At 56.9% G+C, this 260-nt stretch carries 1 protein-coding gene; it reads right to left on the bottom strand.

All coding sequences use genetic code 11. The annotated features are described in order from the left end of the window. A partial coding sequence (locus AAEZ05_RS29150; protein ID WP_350650101.1) for an aromatic-ring-hydroxylating dioxygenase subunit beta occupies window positions 1-260 on the bottom strand: 260 nt, incomplete at both ends.

Below are 260 nucleotides of genomic sequence, written 5' to 3'. Positions count from 1 at the left end.
TCCAAGCACCGCTTGGTCGATGATGACTTCGCGCCGCGCCAGCTTGAATCCCGCCTCACTCAGACGCAGCACATCACGCCGTTCGCCACTGATAATGTCGACATGGTGATCTTTGAAACGGCTACGGGTCAGCAGCAGGTAACTGGTCACCACAAACTCATCGCTCTTGTCGGTTTCTTCGACAAACACGTTAGTCACCAGACGTCGGGTACGCGAAGGAGGATCTTCCGCCCAGGCACTTTTGCCGGACAGGCGCAGGA

The organism is Pseudomonas sp. HY13-MNA-CIBAN-0226 (assembly GCF_040310305.1).
In the GTDB taxonomy this organism is placed as follows: Bacteria; Pseudomonadota; Gammaproteobacteria; order Pseudomonadales; family Pseudomonadaceae; genus Aquipseudomonas; species Aquipseudomonas gregormendelii.
Note: the sequence above shows the minus strand (reverse complement) of the source record. Positions and strands in the feature narration are given on the sequence as shown.